Here is a 19037-nt window from a genome sequence, read left to right as displayed (position 1 = left end):
TCAACTAGAAGTTGAAGGTGTGGTGTAACGCTTACGCATTGCTAAGAATGGCTGCTCAATAGTTTGATAACTCAGAGTCGCGACAAACCAAACAGCACAAAAAATCACGCTGGTATTAATGGCAATATTGATCAAATCAAATGAAAACGGCTCGATGACGCCAACGTAAGTTGAGAATAGATAGATAACCATGCCGTGGAACAGATAGAAAGAGTAGCTAACCTCACCTATTCGGCACATAAATTTGTCGAGCAGATTTGGAATTTTGTAAGGCATTAGCATATAACCCAGTATAAACATGCCCCAGCCTATTGCTTCTTGAAGCGACCAGGTGATCCAAAACACCTGCTTAGGGTCATCGAGAAAATAGCTCGCATACTTGGCTTGAATGTAGCTGTTGAGATAAACAACACACGCCGCCGCTACGAAAAGAAACATTCCCTTAGTCTTTAACGTCTTATGATATTCAGAATAAATATAGGCGAATAACATCCCTATGATGAATTGGTCAATCCTGCCAACCAAGGTACTGTAAAACATATGGTTAGAGTTTTCGCTGACATTGAAACTTGCCAATTTGATCATCAGTATCAGGAGCAGAAGTTTAAGAACGTACAGCGCTCCTCTCTCTTTCATAAACACTGCCAAAAATGGAAATATCAGATAAAAAGTAAACTCAACAGATATTGTCCAAGCGGCACCAGTTATAAAAGTTCCTGAAGTAGGTGCCTCTCCCAAGTTTGAAAACAGGGTATAAAAAATATAATACCCTTTGAACTCGTTACGCCCGACCGAAATAGCGATAAAAAAGAAGACTAGGAACAAAGGTGCGATACGTAAGAAACGATTTCGCATAAATCGGCCGTATTCTATGGATTCGCTCTGCAGAGCGATTTTCATAAAAATAAAGCCGGACAAAACAAAGAATAAGCTAACACCTGTATGGCCTTCAGCAATAAGACCAATCCATTCCGGCTCTTGCAGGTTTTTTGTCCCTACGTAAAAGAAGTGATAAACGTGAAATAAAAAGACAAGAGTTGCAGCCAAAAAGCGTAAATGATCTAGCCGAGGCTCATAGGTGATGTTTGAGGATCTCATTGCCCATTGTTTCCTTAGTAAAGCCGCACTGTTCTTCTGAAAAAGTGGCTATTCTCGCATAAGTCAGGACAAATAGCCGTTCTAGAACTCAACCTTCGGAGTTAGCGGACAGTATTCCCGTTGAAACTTGCCCTCAGACTAAACCGTTAGCCAATATAGAGCGGTGCTAACTGTCTACCTTTAGATCCTTGGGGAACAGGATTCTTTTCTAAGACCTCAACCTGCTTCCACAACCCTTTTCCATCCCATGTGCAGGTCTCATTTGCGAAGCAGCTACGATTGAGAAATTCGATTTCATATTTGAACTCCGCGCTCACTCTCTCAGCTAAGTCATTCAAGTGTCTGCAACCCGGATAGTTTTGCTGAGCCCAAGAAAGGAGCTGAGCACGCGCTTCTCGAGCATTATTTTCAAAGCATAGTGTCTTCAGTTTCTTCAGATCATATGCTGGCTGTTTGGCTGAGCATTCTGGATTTTCAGCTTGTGGCTGTAACCGCTTTCGCTGCCATAGAGTCATCATTAGAAAAGCACCAAAAGCGCCAATGAAGACACCCAGACCTAACATCAACCAGGATGAAGAAGTGTTCGCATGAGAAACAGTAGGCGCTATTAAAGTCTGCTGATTGCTTCCTACTGACTGGGCAGTGGTTTTATGATGCAAAGGCGCAGGCGCGGGCACAGGCGATGTTACTTGAGGCGCAACGGGATTTGCCATTGCTGCTCCCTGCGCAATATTTATCTCAGTAGCAGCTAGGGAAGTCATTTCTTGCTTACTGGTTTTACTATTCCACCAATCCAACGTAATTGCTGGCAGTGTCACTTTGCCAGCCACTTCCGGGATAAGGGTTATCTCTTGAGTCATAATAAGCTGCAACTCACCATCGACAAAGCGCTGCTCTATCTGCGGTTTAGTTGCATACTGTTTAATACCTGCCACCTCAGGCAAAACTAACTCTGGCAGCTGCTCTTTCTGCACACCTATCGCTTCTAAAGTTAGTGTGCGAGTAGCCGGCTCTCCCTGTTTCCAGCTACCACTCTCCTGATCAAACGTATCGCTTAATTGCATCTCTGTTGCTGTGAGCCAATGAGCACCTGTAAAGGCTTGAGGTATAGTTTGAACCTCAATTTCATAGTCATCAGCAGGCACAAAAATTCTACGCATCGCTCTGCTATTAAAACGCCGGTAGGGATCAGCATTTTGACTTCTATCAGGCACTTGGGCACTCAAACGCGCACCATCAATTTTCAAAGTTCCGCTTTGCTGCGGTGTAATCAACCACGCCTGCTCAATTACCAACACCGGACGACCATTTAACTCTTGCTGATACTGGCGCTGCTCACCGATAGGTTCAATCAGCGCTTTTCCCTCTCTTACCTGAGGTTCTTGAATGCCGGCGTCATATATCTTTTGCCCCAGTACTAAGCTAGCCTGGTAAACAATTGGTTGCTGTACAATGGGTGTTTTATCAGACAATGATGAAAGGAACTCCACCCCGCCATCAACAGCAGAGGGCTGCTTCACCTCTATCACCTCGACGGTGTGTTCCTGGCTCTTCTCACCCTCTAACTCCAAAGCAGGTACAGTGAGCTTACCCGGCCGTTTAGGAAACAGAGTTAGCACCAGCTTTGTGCTGCTCGTTAATGACCCATTTTGAAAATTAGTACTGGACTGGTGGCTACGGCCCAGAATCTGAAAATCTTTGTGTAGGGGCTCCAGATCTACCTGACTAGCCTCATTCGCAGAGATATTTAGGATCAAACGGAACGACTGCCCCTGCTCTATTCTATTACGATCAATCTCACTACTGATCGCAGCCATCACCAGCTGACTCAAGAGCAAAAAGATTGCCGCAGTGAATACCTTAATCCCATTTACCATAACTTATCCTCACCTGCTTGCTGCTCTGAACGCTGACGATACTGATAGATAAATTTGCGTCGCCACAGACCCGCGGGATCATCTTCAATTCGGTTTAACATTTGCTGATTCGATTGCTCAGCCTCGTCCAGAGGTTTCTCTTGCTCTGGACTAGAACTCATCTGTTCCGGCTTTTCTGTATTCTGTAATTTCTCATCCAGTTGCTGTTTTAACTGCTCAGCCATCTGCTGTGCTTGCTGCTCTTTCTGTTGCTCAGATTGTTGCTGCTCTGATGAGGAGGATTGCTCTTTTTGATCCTGCTGCTGATCGGATGACTGCTCAGATGAATTACTCTGATTCTCTTTAGACTCCTGATCAGATTCTTCCTCTTTCTTCTGCTGATCAGACTGGCCTTTCTGGTTCTGATCGCCACCCTGTTGCTGCTGTTGATCCTGTTTTTGTTGCTGTTTTTCTTCTTGCTGCTTTAACAGATCTTCAACTAACTTGCGGTTATGAACCGCATCTTCAAAATCAGGCTGTTGAGATAATGCCTTATCGTAAGCCTCAACTGCTTTATCCAACGTTCCTAGCTTGGCTAACGTATTGCCATGGTTATACCAATCATTTGCGGTTTCAGGCTTTGGTAGGCTTTCCAGTGCTTGTTGATATTCTCCGTTTTCATAATAGGAAAGCTGTTTCCAACGAGGGTCTGTGAACAACTCAGCGGCAGCGCCCTTCTCGCCCTGTTGATAAACGTCTGTTGCTTGCTGATTTCGAGTTTTCCACAGGTCTTGCCACCAATCCGCATGGGCGGGTTGAGACACACCTACCGACCCAATAAGCACCCCAGGTAACAATAAATTGAAAAGGCCACGGCGGAACAACGGTAACAGGAATGGTAACGCTATTAGGACAAACCAGGGACCTTCCGCCACCCAGCGTTCAATCTCTTTCTCGACATCAACTACGGTATTTTCGCCAGACTGCAAACCCGCTATCAGATAATCTATATCCAGGTCATCAACACGAATGAGCTGCGCCTGACCTCCACCTAAACCCGCGGCCTCCTGCATGAGCGATATATCAGTTTTAGCAATCACCTGTTGCCCTTGCTGATCTTTTAACAGGCCATAGTCTGTGGGTACGGGCGCACCTGTAGCAGTGCCTACTGCAAGAATAGATATACGCCGACCTTGAGAGCGAATCCGACTTGCATCTGCAGCGACTTGAGCTGGAGAGACCTCATCACTGACCAGTAGGATATTACCGCCTTGGATATTAGCTTGAGCTAACATTTGATCAGCTAAAACCAAAGCCCTATCAGCACGGCTCCCTTGCACGGGCATAATATCCGGAGTCATCGCGGGTAACGCAGCAAGGATAGTGTCACTATCCTCAGTAAGCGGCGTCACGGCGAAAGCATCTCCCGCATAGACAATCAGGGCTATTTCCGTATCCGGCAGTTTGTTGAGCAGGTCCTTAATTTTAAAGTTTGCCCGCTGTAAGCGACTTGGTTTCAGATCCATCGCATTCATAGAAGCAGACAAATCCAGCGCAATCACCAACGCATCACTTTGCTTAAACACCGGCTGGGGTTGCTTCTGCCAAACAGGTTGTGTTGCCGCTAGTGCAAGCAAAAGCACCGCTATAAACAGGCTCCAAGGTAACCATCTGCGTTTCAGATTTTGTGCCCCTTGCTGCTTTAACAGAGGCAGCAGTTCAGGGTCGCATACCTCTGACCAGTCCTGTGCATCTGTACTGCGCTTTTGCAGCCATAAAGTCAGTAAGAGAGCTACCGGCATAACCAGTAACCAAAGGGGCTGTTGTAGTTGAAGATCAGATAACATCAGTTACGACCTCTCATACTTACAGCCAGAACCAAAGCCAATACAAAAGCCGCGTAAAGAGGCCATTGAAATAGAGGATCTATCGGGCGGAAAAACTCAGAATCCTGTTCAACCGGTTCCAGTTCATCCAGCAGAGCATAGATCTCTGCTAGTTCATCCAGATCAAAAGCGCGGAAGAAACGACCGCCGGTTTCCTCTGCAATAGTGGTGAGGGTTTTCTCATCCAGATCTGAGCCTTGAGTCAGGAAAGAGCCCAGCAAACCACCCTGGCTGCCACCACCTACACCAATGGTGTAGATTTTTAACCCTTCGGCTTTAGCCAGCTCTACCGCCTGTAACGGTTTCAATACACCCGCAGTGTTACGACCATCGGTTATCAGAATCAGGATACGCTGCTCATTCTCCATCTGCTTAAAGCGCTTAACAGCCAAACCTATCGCATCACCAATCGCCGTCGCCTTACCAGCCAAACCTACCTGCGCTTCATCTAACAGGGTTTTGACCGTATCCCGGTCATGGGTCAGAGGGGCCTGTTGATAAGCCTGTTCAGCAAAGAGAATCAGACCCACCCGGTCACCCTCACGGCGTTGAATAAAATCACCTGCCACTAGTCGTGTTGCAGCTAAACGACTGACCCAGCGACCATTTACCTCAAAATCCTGCTCCAGCATACTTTCTGACAGATCCACAGCCATCATCAGATCACGACCTTTCAGCTGTTGCGGTATCGGCTCACCCAACCATTGTGGTTTAGCTACAGAACCGATCAGTAATCCCCAAATCACATAAAGCAAAATAAGTCGCGAACGGGAGGATTGCTGAAGTGAAGCACCCTGCTGATACCCTACCGCTTGCTCCATCTGCTCAAGAAACGGCACCTGCAGCGCGGCACCACCCTGATCTGCAGAAGGTTTAGAAAAATGGCGCACCAACCAAGGAAGAGGTAACAATATCCACAACCACCACCATGCAAACTCAAACATGTGCAGGCCCTCTTACATCACTCAGCCAACGCTTGCATGCTTCGAGCAAGGCTTCAGCATCGAAATCAGGAGATGCTTTATAAGGCGCTTCAGCCAAAACCGCCAGAGGCTCCAAGTTGCTTTGCTTGAGAAGAAAATCTATCCAGGTATTTCCATTAAGAGCGGCCACCTCTTGACGCGGATAGAGGGTTAACGCCAAACGCTTTAACAGCGCATTACACTGTTCTGCTAAAAGTCTTTTATTCTGATGTTCCTGATACTGCAGCTGGATCGATTTAAGCTCCTGTAGTGCCCAACGCTTCGGATCCTGCTTAAACGCTTTTAACCACTTATAAGCCAACCAACCAATCACTGTCAGTAACACGAGAGTAAGTAGTGCTAACAACCACCAACCTGGGGCTAGGGGCCACCAGCCTATCATCTCAGGTTGTTGCATTGGCCGAAGAGGTAACTGCGTAAAATCCATCAGTTGCTCTCCTGCGGATTAAACTGGAACAGTGGGTGTTGGTCAGTTTTCCAGTGCGCAAACTCCACACCTCGCAAGTTGTGAAGGTTCTGCAACAGCTGCAAACGCTGTTGGAATTGGCCGCGATATTTTAGCTGCTGAGCCTGATTGGCAGAGATCAACAGCTCACGTCCATAACCACTGAAACGATAAGACTTCCCACTGCTGGGTAGTTGTTGCTCCAGCGGATCTGAAATCAATACTAATTTCAGTTCACAGCGCTGAGCCAAACGCATCAGGTGTAATTCAGTTTCTGAATCAACATCATGAAAGTCGCTGAAAATATAGAGAATACTGCCGCTGCTCAGGATCGACTCCAAGCGAGCTAAAGATTGTGCCAGAGAAGGTTCTGAATGGTGTTGTTCAGAATGATGTTGCTCTGAAGGTTGAACTCCTTGAGAAAGTGCCGTAACCATCTGCATCAACTGCTGGCGGCTATTACTTGGCTTAAACAGCTGTTCTTGTTGTTCACTCAACAACATACCGCCAACACGGTCGCCATTGGCCAAAGTTGTCCATAGGGCCATGGCGCTTGCATAAGCAGCTAATACCGACTTAAAGTGCCCACGGGTAGCAAACTGCATGCTGTGCCTTAAATCACACAACAGGAATACCGGACGCTCACGCTCCTCCCGATACAGTTTGGTATGCGCTTCACCAGTGCGCGCCATCAAGCGCCAGTCCAGATGACGGATATCATCACCCGGCTGATATTCACGGACATCATCATACTCCATACCGCGGCCACGGATATGGCTCAGATGATGACCTTCGCGAATAGCCATACGCTCACGGCTATTCTGTCGCGCAGGCGGCCAGAATCTTAAGCTGATAAGTTCATCCACACTGATTAGATGTCGTGCGGATGGTACAGGCCTTGGGCTTGCTTCCCCTAAGAACATAGATTGATCCCTAAGGTACCGCCACGCGGTTGATCAGCTCTGCGATCAATTTATCTTTATCCAGACCCCGTGCTTCTGCTACATAACTCAGGCCTATACGATGCCGTAAAACACTAGGCGCTATTTCCTGAATATCATCAGGTGTAACAAAATCTCGACCTGCCAGCCATGCTTTGGCACGAACGGTTCGATCCAAAGCGATACTTGCTCGCGGGCTCGCCCCGAACACCAGACTATCTTTCAGGTCATCACCGTAAGCTCCTGGATTACGTGTCGCCATCACGAGTGCGATCATATAATCCTCAAGGTTATCCGCCATATAGACCTGCATAATGCCGGAACGTGCTTCGAATAATTCCTGTTCGGTCAGCGCCACATTAATTTGTGATTCCTCACCAGCCAGCTCAGAATTGTGCTCATCTCGCACTAAACGCAGGATCTCTTTCTCCTGGGCATGGTCCGGATAATCCACACGGATATGCAGCATAAAACGGTCTAGCTGTGCTTCGGGCAGGGGATAAGTTCCTTCCTGCTCCAGTGGGTTTTGCGTCGCCATCACCATAAAGAACTTAGACAGTGGATAGGTCTTACCTGCCACGGTGACCTGACGTTCAGCCATCGCTTCTAACAATGCAGACTGCACTTTTGCTGGCGCACGGTTGATCTCATCCGCTAATAACAAGTTACAAAACAGAGGCCCTTGGCGGAAAGTAAACTCGCCTTTTTGCGTGTTGTAGATCTCGGTACCTGTTATATCACTTGGCAGAAGGTCCGGCGTAAACTGGGCACGATGAAACACCCCCTCTAATAGATCGCTTAAGGCATGAACTGTGCGGGTTTTCGCTAGTCCCGGAGGCCCCTCCAGTAGAACATGACCATCGGTAAGCAATGCAATTAGCAGATGCTCAACCAAAGCTTCCTGGCCAACTACTTTAAGTTTCAAAGCCTCTGACAGACCAATAAGTTTACTCTGCAATGACTGACTTGATGCCGAATCTGCAGTGACCTCTACTGTCATCCTAAGCTCCTGTTTTTATTAATCTTGTACAATCGAATGAGATGTCTATTTATATGCGGTTGGCATGACCCTTTTCAACTCTGCCACTAGATGTAATTTTACCCACCTAAAGAGTGAGCAACTTGGGCATAAAGTATCGGGGATAGTTCCCTAAAAGAAACGGAACCTGTTAGGTCGTTGATACGAGGCAGGAAAAGGGAATATTTTAGTAGGCCTTTAAGGGCTTTTTATGAACTGTTTTCATGGATTCGAGGTGTTAACCAAACAAGCCGAAGCCCAGATTACGACAAAGAGTTCTTCCAGAGTTTCTCTCAACTTCCTAAAGAAAGCCCAAGAATCTAAGCAATATCACCTTTCGATAAAACATCTCTAAGCTCTGTAAGAGGATGAGGTTTACCAAACAGAAAACCCTGTACCGCATCACAGCCGTATCGGTTAACAAACTGGTATTGATGTTCCGTCTCTACCCCTTCCGCCACTACCTTTAGATTAAGGTTATGAGCCATATCGATAATAGTTCGAACAATCACTTCGTCATCATCATCCTGCCCAATATCCTGAATAAAGGAGCGGTCAATTTTTAAGGTATTAAGAGGCAGCTGCTTTAAACGACTCAGAGAAGAATACGCAACACCAAAATCATCAATTGATATTTCAACTCCCAGTTCACGGATTTCACCAAGTTGTTCGTAAATACCTTCCATTTCTGAAGCGATAACAGTTTCAGTAATCTCCAGTTCGAGCTTATCGGCAGGGTACCCGGTTTCAGCAAGCATTTCCGTAACCTGTTGGGAAACATCTTTACGAAGGAAGTGCGCAGCGGAGTAGTTTACAGAGAGAAGAAGTTCCGGTTTACCATCGTATAGTTCCAACAACTCGTTGCACGCAGTTTTCATAACCCACTGATCGATCATACCGATCAGGCCACAATCTTCTGCTAAAGGAATGAACTCCGCGGGCGAAATAAACCCCTCTTCAGCATCATTCCAACGGATCAGAGCTTCAAGCCCGATCGGTTTCAAAGATCGGCAGTCCCATTTAGGCTGGTAATAAACTTCAAAGTGACTATGTCTGACTGCAGTACGCAGTTTATTTTCCAGGCGCATCCTTCGCTCTGTGCGTTCGTTCATTTCCCTGGCGTAAAAACTGAACTGATTACGACCCGCCTCTTTTGAGCTATACATAGCAGTATCAGCATTCTTTAGAATTGCAGAGGCCGTGTTACCATCTTCAGGATAAACACTGATGCCGATACTAGTGGTGACCTGAAGGTTATAGCCATCTACATCAACCGGTTCACTTATTGCCTCTATAAGTTTCTGCGCAACATCTGCGGCCTCTCGGGGTGTAGTATCCTGCAACAATACGGCAAATTCATCGCCCCCTAAACGCACCAGAGTATCACTGCTACGAAGGTTTTGTTTCAGCTTCCGGCCCAGATTAATCAGCAGTTTGTCACCGACATCGTGCCCTAAACTATCGTTAATACCTTTAAAACGGTCCAGATCAAGGAAAAACAATGACAGCTGCTGACCCTGCCGCTGAGCAAAGTTAATCGCTCCCTGCAGACTTTCATCCAGCATTGCTCTGTTCGCCAGACCTGTCAGAGGATCATGGAAGGCTTGATGCTCCAGTTTTTTGGTTAACTCGTACAGCTCATCTGTTCGCTCTCGGACCTTATCCTCAAGGTGGTCACGCGCCTGCTGCAACTCACTGTCTCTCGACTGTATTTGATGCAGCATCTCATTAAAATCATCCGCTAAAGTCCCAATTTCATCATGTGAAACTTTATCCGCACGCAGCTGATAGTCACGGGTTCTGGTGATATTCCTGACCGTATCCGCCAACTTGAGAATGGGTGTCGTAATGACGCTTTGTGCGGTGTTTGCAATAAATATGGCTACGATAAGAGCGCCCAGAAACAACCAAGCCAACGCCATAACACGCTCTAACTGCTGTTGCTGCCAGCTTTCCATCTCAGAATAAAGAACAACATAACCCAGTTGTTCGTTCTCCCAATGGATCTCGTGTTTCGTATACAGGAAGCCATCCACTAACCCACTACGGTCTGTTGGCCATGATGCTGAGGGTAGATGGTCCAGCCTTTTGAAGCTGGCAAACTCAGCCTTATCTCCATCATAAAGGTAGGCTGCCACGATATTAACCTCCTCCCTGAGAGAGGACAGTGTCCCTGTGGCAGATTCTCTATCATTGAACAATAATGCAGAAACACTGTTATTACCCACCACGCTGGCCTGAGACTGTAAGTGATTTACCAAGACGTTACGCGAGTTAATCCAATCACTTACGGCAAAACCAATAGTTGCGACCAACAAAACACTACAGCTGCTGATAAACAACAGAATAGTCAGCTTTTTTCGAATAAGGAGACTGTCAGCCAGCAATTACCGCTTCTCCTTATCCAGAATATTTGCCAATTTAAGCAGCTGCGAACTCATCTGCAGTTGACGTTCCCTTACCTGCAGCAAACTAACTTCAAACCCAATACTAGAACCACGCCGGATCAAGCTTAAAAGCACACCAGATCTGTTTTCACCATGATTCGTGCTAGCTGTGAGATCTGCCACTGTAAGTAAGCCGATAGCTGGGGGAGAGTCTGCATATTCATTAAGATAGTGAGGTAGTTCAAAATTACTGATCAATAAAATACTGCAGGCATCGACCTGAGTTAAATCCTGAACGGTGGTTTTTACTACTGATTTACCATGAACATCACGCCCAACAATTGAGTCAAAACCTTTACCTAGAAAATCGGTACGGTAAAAACAGATCTGCAGGTGATCCTGGTTTTGATAGGCGTCAGGCCAACGGACAAACTTGGCAATGTTGTAGATAAATGCAGCTTTGACCTTATTGACCTTATCTCCATTATTATCAGCCCAAGCGGAAGGAGACATGATCAGACCAAGCAAGATTAAAAGCTTGCCCAGTTGAAAACATCTACCGCCTAATACCGACAACAGAGAGGAGGGGTAACAGCGAAATATCATAAAAGGTTCTTATTCCATTTCAGCCCGAACCATATTTCCCGTTCACTGCGTTCGTTGTTGTATCTCCAAGAGCTGAAACCAGAATCTGGATCGTACACTCTCTCATCGAAGAGATTATCTACACCAAACTGATAACTCAGCCCACCGTTCAACTGCCCTGAAGCAAACAAATTAGTAATCACAAACGCATCAGAATCATCTTCTGGACTACTATTCGTATCCTCACGATTGTCGTTGTGGACTAAACTAAATCCAATCATATGATCAGAATGATACTGGTAATCCAGCTTAAAACTGCTGCTCCAACTCGCCAGGTACGGCAATTCACCTGTTTCAGTATCCGTCTTCAGATATGCCAGAGCCAAACGTAGGTTTAGCTTATCCATAGGGCGCATATTTAGCAGAACCTCAGCCCCCTGCATGCGGACTGTGCCATCGGTATTGGCAAAATACTCATCTGCTGTGTCGGGTGTCGGCACCTCACTAATATAGCTTTCCAGCTCATTATGGAACAGATTCAGGCTGATATTGGCCTGGTCCCACTGGTACTGGTAACCCAGTTCGAGAGATCTGATCTCCTCTGCATCCACCTGGGGTGGTACAAAGGTTGTTCCTTCAAGGACTTTAAGATATTCACGGAAAGTTGGGGTCCGAATAGCGGTTCCGTATTGCGCTTTCCATGTATTGCGATCATCCGGGGTATATACCGCTGCAGCTCTATAGTTAAAGTAACCACCAAAGGAATCAAACTTATCGTACCGTCCACCAAGCGTAATACTCAATTCAGGATCAACTTGCCATACATCTTGCACAAACAGAGCCCAGTCATTATTACTGATGCCTGGTTCATTCAGAAGATTACCCTTCTCTGTTGGGTCCAGAAAACCATCGCTGAAGTGGAAAAAGCGTTCCAAGTCAGTTCGTTCAGCTTTCTCATATTGCCAACTGCCTCCGACTGCTACTGTGTGCTCACCATATGCCTTAAGCCAGGTGAGGGATGCACCCGCCATCGTTGCATCCTGATACTCCTCATACCCCAATAACCTTGTGTTTTGCTCAATTTCAAACTCTCTTGTCTGATCATCCTGATAGTAGAGTTTGCCCTCAATACGTCCCTCTTGCAGATCCCCTCGCTCATACGCCAAAGAGATCGACAGGAAATCCTCATCAACAAAAGCATCTTGAGTAGATGGAATGCTCAGAAACGGAGTTTCGGATCTGTTGTACATTAGACTGAAGGTCAGCCCTGGCAGGGGTTGAGCTTTAATATGCAGATTATAAAACTCTTCATCCAGAGGCTGCAGAACTTCACCCCCAATAAAGCTTTTTCGATCTTCCCGGAATGGTGCATCCTGATCCAGAGCACTGGCGAAGATCTGTAGGTCTGACGAGTTATAAAGAGCAGTTCCCTTACCCCTTGCGTTGTCAGCGGTTTCAGCCGTGAGTTCCAGTGTATCTATGTTAGAAAATTCACGAGTGGTTACAGAAATGATGCCGCCAAAGGCATTGGCACCATATAAACTGGAAGCTGGTCCAAGAATAACTTCGACTTTTTCAATCAGTTCAAGAGGAAGATTATCTCCTAAGGAGAAATGACCATAGTAAAGATGCTGAACACGGACGCCATCAACCATTAACACCATTTTATCGTTGAATCGGTCCAACAGGCCTCTAGCCCAGATTGATCGATGTCGTTTTCGATACTGATTGAGCTGTAACCCGGGCACGAATGCCAACAAGTCGTCCAGCCTACGCACACCAAACTGTTCAAAATCCTTACGCTGAAAGCTATAGACCGTACCAGGTGCTTTCTTAGTCTGGGTTGGAAGTAGAGAGGCTGCGGTGAAAACATCCAGTTCCACCAATTCTTTTAAAGATAACAGCGTGAAATCATCTTCAACTGTTGCAGCGTACGCTTGTGAAGATATCAACGCAGATACAAAAACGGCTGTACAACACCGCGTCTGGTAGTTAGGCATCCCCGATTACCCTGTATTGTTTTTATTTTTGGTAAACGTACTGGTCTGATTAGCCCTATAAAACCCCGGATAACTTTTTCAAGTCTAAGCCGAATGAAACAGAGCGATTATTGAATTAATAAACCAGTTCTTCCTAGATACTCTTACGTTTTTGTAGCAAAAACAATTGATTTGGCACAATCCATTGCTGTAGATCAGCCATACCCATCACCTGTTACTACTTTAGATTTAGAGGCAGTAAGGATGATAGAGAGATATCAACGATATCCCTCTGACTAGTTGTTTCAGGACGCAGGTAGGTTTTGATTAAGCCAAGCTGTTATCTGACCTTCCATAACAGCACCACTGCGACGGCACAGCTCCTGGCCATTCTGGAAGATGATAAGTGTTGGAGTGGTTTTCACCTCATAACGTTCAGCTCCAACTTCAAACTCCTCCATATTCGCTTTTACGATCTGAAAACGGCCTGAAGCTTTTGCTGCCACACGCTCAAGAGCAGCTCCCACCATTTTGCATGGGCCACACCACGGCGCCCACACATACATCAACACAGGGAGCTCAGCAGAGTTCAAACTCTCTTCCACTGTATTATCAGTTACATCCAACATCGGTAGCTCCCTTAAATATGTTTCCCGGCATTCCAGTTTTTAGCGCCCACAGCACGCTCGGTCACCTGGGCAGGTAGCTCTTCCAATTCCGTCGCCATTGTGTCATTCCAGCGATTCAAGTACCCAAACAACGCTACCGTAGCAACGATCTCAACAATTTCGCTCTCGCTAAAATGTAATTTGAGATTATCAAAATCTTCAGATGAGACTTCATTTGGTAATGTTCCACCTTTAATACCAACGGTAATTGCTGCGCGCTCAGCCTCAGTGAACAGGTCACTGGTCTCAAACTCCCAGATCGCAGCGATCTTCTCATCCGGTGCCTTGTAAATACTGGATAAGTTACTCATATGCGACTGACAGTAACGGCAACCTGAAGCTAGACTGGAAGCCAAAGCCACCAGCATTTTCAGTTCTTCAGGAACTGTTCCCTCATACAGAATCACCTGATTCAGTTTGCCAAATGTCTTGGAAATCTCAGGTCTTCTCGCCATAGTTTTAACGCTATTTGGACAGAAACCACGGGTATTCTCGTAGTGAGTAAACATATCCTGAAGTTCTTGATCCACCTCATGATTTTCCAAGGGTCTTAAATGCGCCATCGTCGATACCTCTGCGTAAGGTTTTATATTTGTTATCTTTATGTACTGATACTAAGAGGGACACTGACTACTGTCTGTCCCTACAGATAGGGACACAGGCCGGAATCTAGGCGACAGATATATGATTAGTCTTCTGGTAAGTAAGGTAAGCGAATGACCAAAATAAACTGCAGCTTTTCTGATTCGCTGGCCGATTTGATCATCGCATTGGGAGGGGTAGGTTTTCCATCTAAGTTGCTAGAAGCCCTGACACCGGTAACAGGAATCAGTCATCTCTCTCTGGTCCACCTTGAAGAGCAGGATAGTGTGACCTACCTTTTCTCCGCTAGTGATGATCAGGTCAAGATCACTAAGACCATGCAGCAGCTATACCTATCTATCTATTATCGCCTCGATCCGAATAAAGAGTTTCTCGAACATTTCCATAGCGATGCTGAAGTTCTACTTAGAAGACTTCAGCCAGAAGATATTACAGACCAGGATTACCGCAGGTTGTGGTACAAGAGCATGGGAATCGCGGATCGGATCTCAATTCTCACCAGAGCAGATAAAGGCTTGTATTGCCTTAATCTATTTCAGACAAAGCAGCCCTTTTCTGATCAGGGTATAGCTCTGTTAGAGGAACACAAAACAGTACTCTCTGCCTTAACTGTCAAGCATGCACGACTTAGCGGAGCACTTTCCAGCTTTATGACCCGTGATACCCAGATCGCAACCCTGATGGAACGTCTGGAAAGCATCAATTCTCAACTGACAAAAAGGGAACAAGAAGTATGCTCTAGAATTCTGCTGGGCATGAGTTCTGAAGGCATCGCACTTGATCTTGATATAAAGAAACAAAGCGTTCAGACCTACCGGAAACGAGCGTATTCCCGCTTAAATATTTCCAGTCAGAATGAATTGTTCTCACTCTGCCTGACGACCGGATAGCGTCCCTCTTGATAGGCCAGATCAGGCAAGAAATCTATCCCTTTTTTTGTTACACTTTGCGCGCTATTTCGGTTCTGTTCTCGTTCAAAACAGGCCGTTTTGGCGCATAACTAGTCGAATTGCTATCCGGGTACGACTCCTCTATTAACTGCTTTGGTGTTATCATGCCGCCCTTGGATCCGATACAGGGTGAAACCAACGCTTTTACGTTGAGGTTTCTGGCAGAGTTATCTCCTCCCACTGTAGCGATCACACAACGCATTGATGATTGAATTTCTGGCATTACGCCAAGAGGAAACAGGTAACAAAAATGAGTAAAGTCTCCGTCAGTATCATTATGGGCTCGCGCTCTGACTGGCCAACTATGCAAGAGGCGACCAAGCCATTGGAAGAGCTGGGTGTAGAGTTTGAAACCAAAGTCGTTTCTGCACACCGTACACCGGAACGCCTGTTCCAGTTTGCTTCCGAAGCACACACTCGTGGCATTGAGGTAATCATTGCCGGTGCTGGCGGCGCAGCTCACCTTGCAGGTATGGCGGCTTCTATGACTCACCTGCCTGTTATCGCAGTACCTGTTGCCAGTAAAAACATTAAAGGCCTGGACAGCCTGCTATCCATGGTACAGATGCCTCGCGGTGTTGCGGTTGCTTGTCAGGCAATCGGTGGGGCGGGTGCCTATAATGCAGGCCTGATGGCAGCACAGATGCTGGCACTTAAAGATGCAGAACTGAGTCAGCGCCTACAAGATTGGCGTAAAGCGCAGACTGATAGCGTTCCTGTTGAGGTAGAATAATGCACGTTGCTATTGTTGGATGCGGCCAGTTGGCACGCATGATGGCTTTGGCTGGTTGGCCTCAGGGTCACCGTTTTACTTTTCTGGCTGAACCCGGTGAAGGTACTGATTGCGTTAAAGGTCTGGGTGAAATTGTTGAGCGCACTCCAGAAATGGAAGGCGAAACCCTATTTAGCGCACTGGGCAACCCTGATGTGGTTACCGTTGAACGCGAACATGTTGATGTTTCACTACTCAGCACCTTAAAGCCACACTGCTCTGTTTACCCATCCCCGGAAGCGATCAGCTATTGCCAACACCGTGGACGTGAAAAAACTTTCCTGAACTCTCTGGGCATCAAGACAGCACCGTTCCATCTTGCGAACAATGCAGAAGAGCTAAGCGCAAGCGTTAAAACACTAGGTTATCCGGTATTTGTTAAGACCTGTGAAGAAGGTTACGACGGCTACGGTCAGTGGGTTCTAAAAACAGATGAAGATTTGGCTTCTTTGGTAGCACAAGCCGACTCTTTGCCTGAAGTTGTAATTGAAGGCCGCGTTGATTTTGATCGCGAAGTGTCTCTAATTGCAGCCCGTGATGCGTCTGGCGCATGCGTATTTTATCCACTGACAGAAAACCTGCACCGTAACGGTATTCTGTGGAGCTCCATTGCTCCAGCAGAAGCGCCTGATGAGCTGCACGCCAAAGCAAAAGATATTGCCGACAAAGTTCTGAACGCACTGGAATATGTAGGTGTGATCGCTATCGAAATGTTCCAGGCAGGTGATGAACTGCTGGTAAACGAGTTGGCTCCACGAGTGCATAACAGTGGCCACTGGACTCAGGGCGCAGGCATCTCATCCCAGTTTGAAAACCATATTCGTGCGATCTGCGGTTTAGGCTTAGGTCATACCATCAACAGCCAACACGCAGGCATGGTTAATCTACTGGGTATTGAAGCCCCTAAAGAGATCATCAGCGAAAGCAATGTGCAGCACCATGTGTACAACAAGTCGCTACGTCCGGGCCGTAAGGTTGGACACTTAAATCTGGTAAGCGATGATCGTCACACACTGGAAGTTAAGCTAAAGCGCATTCGCGATACTCTTTACGAAGATTAAGCATAACGCCCAACAAAAAAGCCCGGTTCTTACCGGGTTTTTTATTACCTAATAGCTTACCCTTCCTGTGAGGGCCGCCGTTTTCTTCCTTACCTACTTAACTAAATATTGACTTGAGTAATGTACAAGGTCGTTTCTTGATATAAGCTGTAACGCATACTGACGAACCGGTCGGGCTAGTCTTAATAAGGGAGTGTACCAATCAATGGCTGACTTAATCGATAGAATCTTGAGACTCATCGGCTTAAAAACGTTACAGAGCCAATTTACCTTTTCCTATGCACTTATCTTTATCCTTGCCGCATCCTCAGGCATATCACTTTATTTCAGCCTTTCAATCAATCCGCAAACGATCAATGTTGCAGGCAAACAACGTATGCTCAGCCAAAGAATGGCAAAAGAAGCCTTACTTGTTGCAGCAGGGGCAGAGAACGAAGCAACTCTGCGTAAAACCATGCAGCTTTTTGAGAAATCGCATACTGACATCATCAACGGCGACAAACAGTTAGGAATGAAAGCAATCTCTGATCCTGAAATTCTTCAGCAGATGAGCCATGTGGAAAAACTATGGAAAGGCTATAAACAGGTCATCAATGATCACCTGAAACTAAATAACGAACAGACCCTAGAAGCGATTAAGAAACAATCTCCTATAGTTTTGCGTGAGATGAACAAAGCTGTAGGCATGATGACCAACGTTGCCAGTACCACCATGCACAACCAGTTGATGCTCGCGTTTGCTTGTGTACTGATGATCCTGGTGCTGGTTATATTCGGAAGAATCTTCGGCCTGCGCATGCTGATGGATAACATTAGACGTCTGCTATCCCGTATGTCAGAAGTAGGAGAAGGAAACTTCTCACACCGTTTCAATATCGCCCATACGGATAACGAAGTTGGTCAGATGTTCAGCTCATATAACAATATGCTTAATCATGTAGGCGACCTTCTTAAAACCGTTCAAGGTGTTGCAATTAACACCGAAAAGCATATTCAAAATGTGATTGATGCAACATCAGATACGAATCATGGTGTTAACCGACAGTACGAAGATATTGAGTTGGTTGCTGCGGCTATGACCGAGATGAGCTCGACTGTGCAGGAGGTTGCTAAGAATGCTCAGGAAGCAGAAGGTGCCGCAAACATAACCGACCAGCAAGCGAAGAGCGGCGGTGTGGTTGTAGGCCAATCTGAAGATCAAGTTCAACAAATGATGCAGAATCTCGATCAGACAGCGTTAATCCTGAAAGAGCTCGAAACAGAAACACTTTCGGTAGGTAATGTTACCGCGGTTATCAATGATATTGCTGATCAGACCAACCTTCTGGCCCTAAACGCTGCAATCGAAGCAGCGAGGGCTGGTGAGCAGGGCCGTGGCTTCGCAGTTGTTGCCGATGAAGTACGTACTCTCGCACAACGCACCCAGCAGTCCACTCAGGAGATCAGGGATATTATCAACCGCCTGCAAAGCAAAGCGGAAAGTGCTGTAAATTCTATGAATACCAGCACTCTACTGGCAGAGAAGAGCAATGAACTGGCACAAGCGGCTGCAAATTCGCTCGACCAGATTATCGAATCTGCTAACACCATCTCCTCCATGAATACCATGATTTCTACTGCAGCTGAGCAACAAAGCAGCGTTGCATCAGAGATCGATGCCCGCATTGTAAGTATCTCGGATTCAGCTGGTCGTACCAAAGAGGATACAAGCCGTGTGGTACAAGCTACAGAAGAGATAGGCAGAGAAGCTCATCAGCTTAGTCAGTTAGTAAGACGTTTCCAGCTTTAGACACAAAATAACGGAG

The 19037-nt window shown here is 46.4% G+C and carries 16 protein-coding genes; 4 read left to right on the top strand and 12 right to left on the bottom strand.

Translation table 11 applies throughout. From position 1 onward, the window contains the following. The 12 genes from GY843_RS16425 to GY843_RS16370 all read right to left on the bottom strand — a co-directional run bounded on the left by GY843_RS16425 (window position 1) and on the right by GY843_RS16370 (window position 14409). Entirely contained in the window at window positions 1-1098 is a 1098-nt protein-coding gene (locus GY843_RS16425) for an acyltransferase (RefSeq protein WP_297311171.1), read from the bottom strand. Between the two features lie 146 nt (window positions 1099-1244). Continuing rightward, the gene (locus GY843_RS16420) at window positions 1245-2975 is read right to left on the bottom strand and encodes a BatD family protein (protein ID WP_297311170.1); all 1731 of its coding nucleotides are present in this window, start codon (window positions 2973-2975) and stop codon (window positions 1245-1247) included. Further along, window positions 2969-4801: a VWA domain-containing protein gene (locus GY843_RS16415; protein WP_297311169.1), complete on the bottom strand. Its 1833-nt coding sequence runs from the start codon at window positions 4799-4801 to the stop codon at window positions 2969-2971. The genes GY843_RS16420 and GY843_RS16415 overlap by 7 nt, the downstream gene beginning before the upstream one ends. Further along, window positions 4801-5784 carry a VWA domain-containing protein gene (locus tag GY843_RS16410; RefSeq protein ID WP_297311168.1) on the bottom strand — a complete coding sequence of 328 codons (984 nt, stop codon included), beginning with the start codon at window positions 5782-5784 and terminating at the stop codon, window positions 4801-4803. Before GY843_RS16410 ends, GY843_RS16415 begins: the two co-directional genes overlap by 1 nt. Beyond that, a complete protein-coding gene (locus tag GY843_RS16405; protein ID WP_297311165.1) occupies window positions 5777-6250 on the bottom strand; it encodes a DUF4381 domain-containing protein in 474 nt (157 codons plus the stop codon). Before GY843_RS16405 ends, GY843_RS16410 begins: the two co-directional genes overlap by 8 nt. Then, entirely contained in the window at window positions 6250-7191 is a 942-nt protein-coding gene (locus GY843_RS16400; RefSeq protein WP_297311163.1) for a DUF58 domain-containing protein, read from the bottom strand. Before GY843_RS16400 ends, GY843_RS16405 begins: the two co-directional genes overlap by 1 nt. A gap of 10 nt (window positions 7192-7201) precedes the next feature. After that, window positions 7202-8209, bottom strand: a complete 1008-nt coding sequence (locus GY843_RS16395; protein ID WP_297311161.1) for a MoxR family ATPase — start codon at window positions 8207-8209, stop codon at window positions 7202-7204. A 338-nt stretch (window positions 8210-8547) separates the two neighbouring features. Further along, on the bottom strand, window positions 8548-10614 hold the full coding sequence (locus GY843_RS16390; protein WP_297311160.1) for an EAL domain-containing protein: 2067 nt from the start codon (window positions 10612-10614) through the stop codon (window positions 8548-8550). Next, a complete protein-coding gene (locus GY843_RS16385) occupies window positions 10615-11127 on the bottom strand; it encodes a YfiR family protein (RefSeq protein ID WP_297311158.1) in 513 nt (170 codons plus the stop codon). 89 nt (window positions 11128-11216) lie between these two features. Then, a complete protein-coding gene (locus GY843_RS16380) occupies window positions 11217-13199 on the bottom strand; it encodes a TonB-dependent receptor (RefSeq protein ID WP_297311157.1) in 1983 nt (660 codons plus the stop codon). A gap of 284 nt (window positions 13200-13483) precedes the next feature. Next, complete coding sequence (locus tag GY843_RS16375) at window positions 13484-13807, bottom strand: thioredoxin domain-containing protein (RefSeq protein ID WP_297311155.1); 324 nt, start codon at window positions 13805-13807, stop codon at window positions 13484-13486. Between the two features lie 11 nt (window positions 13808-13818). Next, on the bottom strand, window positions 13819-14409 hold the full coding sequence (locus tag GY843_RS16370) for a carboxymuconolactone decarboxylase family protein (RefSeq protein WP_297311154.1): 591 nt from the start codon (window positions 14407-14409) through the stop codon (window positions 13819-13821). A 153-nt stretch (window positions 14410-14562) separates the two neighbouring features. Between GY843_RS16370 and GY843_RS16365 the strand changes: the two genes are divergently transcribed. The 4 genes from GY843_RS16365 to GY843_RS16350 all read left to right on the top strand — a co-directional run bounded on the left by GY843_RS16365 (window position 14563) and on the right by GY843_RS16350 (window position 19021). Further along, window positions 14563-15339: a LuxR family transcriptional regulator gene (locus GY843_RS16365; RefSeq protein WP_297311153.1), complete on the top strand. Its 777-nt coding sequence runs from the start codon at window positions 14563-14565 to the stop codon at window positions 15337-15339. Between the two features lie 310 nt (window positions 15340-15649). Further along, window positions 15650-16132 (top strand): 5-(carboxyamino)imidazole ribonucleotide mutase, encoded by a 483-nt coding sequence (purE, locus tag GY843_RS16360; RefSeq protein ID WP_297311152.1) that lies wholly within the window; start codon window positions 15650-15652, stop codon window positions 16130-16132. Next, entirely contained in the window at window positions 16132-17232 is a 1101-nt protein-coding gene (locus GY843_RS16355; RefSeq protein ID WP_297311151.1) for a 5-(carboxyamino)imidazole ribonucleotide synthase, read from the top strand. Before purE ends, GY843_RS16355 begins: the two co-directional genes overlap by 1 nt. Window positions 17233-17437: 205 nt before the next feature. Then, entirely contained in the window at window positions 17438-19021 is a 1584-nt protein-coding gene (locus GY843_RS16350; protein ID WP_297311149.1) for a methyl-accepting chemotaxis protein, read from the top strand. Window positions 19022-19037: the final 16 nt, after the last annotated feature.

Source organism: Neptuniibacter sp., from assembly GCF_024231755.1.
Lineage (GTDB): Bacteria > Pseudomonadota > Gammaproteobacteria > Pseudomonadales > Balneatricaceae > Neptuniibacter.
This window is presented reverse-complemented; position numbering and strand designations above follow the sequence as displayed.